General features: G+C 46.9%; 3 protein-coding genes. All 3 read right to left on the bottom strand.

Features of this window, described 5'->3' with window-relative positions; translation table 11 throughout:
- Positions 1–62: 62 nt before the first annotated feature.
- Positions 63–332, bottom strand: coding sequence for a hypothetical protein (locus F6K53_RS41625; protein ID WP_293086262.1), 270 nt, complete (start codon positions 330–332; stop codon positions 63–65).
- 135 nt (positions 333–467) lie between these two features.
- Positions 468–602 (bottom strand): hypothetical protein, encoded by a 135-nt coding sequence (locus F6K53_RS41620; protein WP_293086260.1) that lies wholly within the window; start codon positions 600–602, stop codon positions 468–470.
- A gap of 160 nt (positions 603–762) precedes the next feature.
- Positions 763–1,535: HEAT repeat domain-containing protein (locus tag F6K53_RS41615; protein WP_293086258.1), on the bottom strand; the 773-nt coding region annotated here is incomplete at its 5' end.

The following is a 1,535-nucleotide window of genomic DNA, read 5'->3' as shown; positions in this document are numbered from 1 at the left end:
TGACCGCTGACTTCTGACTTCTGACTTCTGCTATAGCTGACCTTTTACCCCAAAATATAAAATTAGAGAATAACAGGACAAATCCTTAACGGAATTGCTTTGATATCTTTATAAGGTAAAGGTCTGGGATAACCGGGATAACATGGTGGAGGTGGTGGTGGTGGACAATAGGGATAAATGGGACGTTTTAATTCTGTGGGAGCAATACTAATATCGGCCACATCTATTTTATGTGCGATCGGTTTATCTACGATCGCTATCATGCCACCTTCCACAGAAGATAATTTATCTATATTTATCTCCTGTAGATTTTCTAAGTCTCCAATTTGCATGGAAAATTCTCCTTCTTCAGCTCAACAGTTGTTGATGTTGATGTTGATATTGATGTTGATGTTGATGTTGATGTTGATGTCTGGGTGAAACATTTAATTGCTTCATTTGATTATTATTGTCCGATGTTAGCTTCTCTATGTCTTGCCAATTTGGCTCGAATAGGTTAATAATTTTAGGGAACAGGGAACAGGGAACAGGGAATAGGAGTTGCTATACCCTAGGTGGTTTGTGTTGGGTCTAGCTGACGCGATCGCATACACCCCCATCACACCCCTTTGAGACGATCCGACTGGTGACTGCTGCTGGCGAAAGCACTATCACATAAGGGTTTCAGCCCTGCAACAAAAACAATCCTCTTGATCCATTACACTCCCGACTCCCGATTCCCGATTCCCGATTCCCGATTCCCGATTCCCTGTTCCCTGTTCCCTATTCCCTACCTACCACCAAATTCCACAAGGCATCAATACCACTGCCCACATACTCTGAATCCTGGTGTTGTTCAATCCATTCAATTACAGTAGGGAGAATATGATTGGATGTTTTGCCCAATTCAACCAACGCTTCGGTTGCGTCCCTACGCACAGGAGGATACTCATCCTGAAGCCCTGCTAGGAGGGCGTTTATTACAGTTTCTGAGTTGTTGCCCAAATTGCCCAAAGCATTGGCTGCTTTCCCACGCACATAAGACTTATCATCCTGAAGCCCTGCTAGGAGGGCGTTTATTACAGTTTCTGAGCTGTTGCCCAAATTGCCCAAGGCATAGGCTGCGTACCCACGCACAACAAAATTCTTATCCTTAAGCAGTACTAGTAAGGTGGTGACTATGGGTTCTGAGCTGTTGCCCAATTTGCCCAAGGCATCGGCTGCGTTCCTACGGACAGCACGATGCTCATCCTGAAGCAGTGCTAGTAGGGCGTTGACTACGGTTTCTGAGCTGTTGCCCAATTCGCCCAAGGCATAGGCTGCGTAACCACGCACAGGAGGATACTCATCCTGAAGCCGCGCTAGGAGGGCGGTGACTACAGTTTCTGAGCTGTTGCCCAAATTGCCCAAGGCATAGGCTGCGTTGCTACGGACAGCACGATGCTCATCCTGAAGACTTGCTAGTAGGGCGCTGACTACGGTTTCTGAGCTGTTGCCCAATTCGCCCAAGACATGGGCTGCCATCCGACGCACACCAGAATCGGGATCCTCAACCA

Source organism: Moorena sp. SIO4A1 (genome assembly GCF_010672065.1).
Classification (GTDB): domain Bacteria; phylum Cyanobacteriota; class Cyanobacteriia; order Cyanobacteriales; family Coleofasciculaceae; genus Moorena.
Note: the sequence above shows the minus strand (reverse complement) of the source record. Positions and strands in the feature narration are given on the sequence as shown.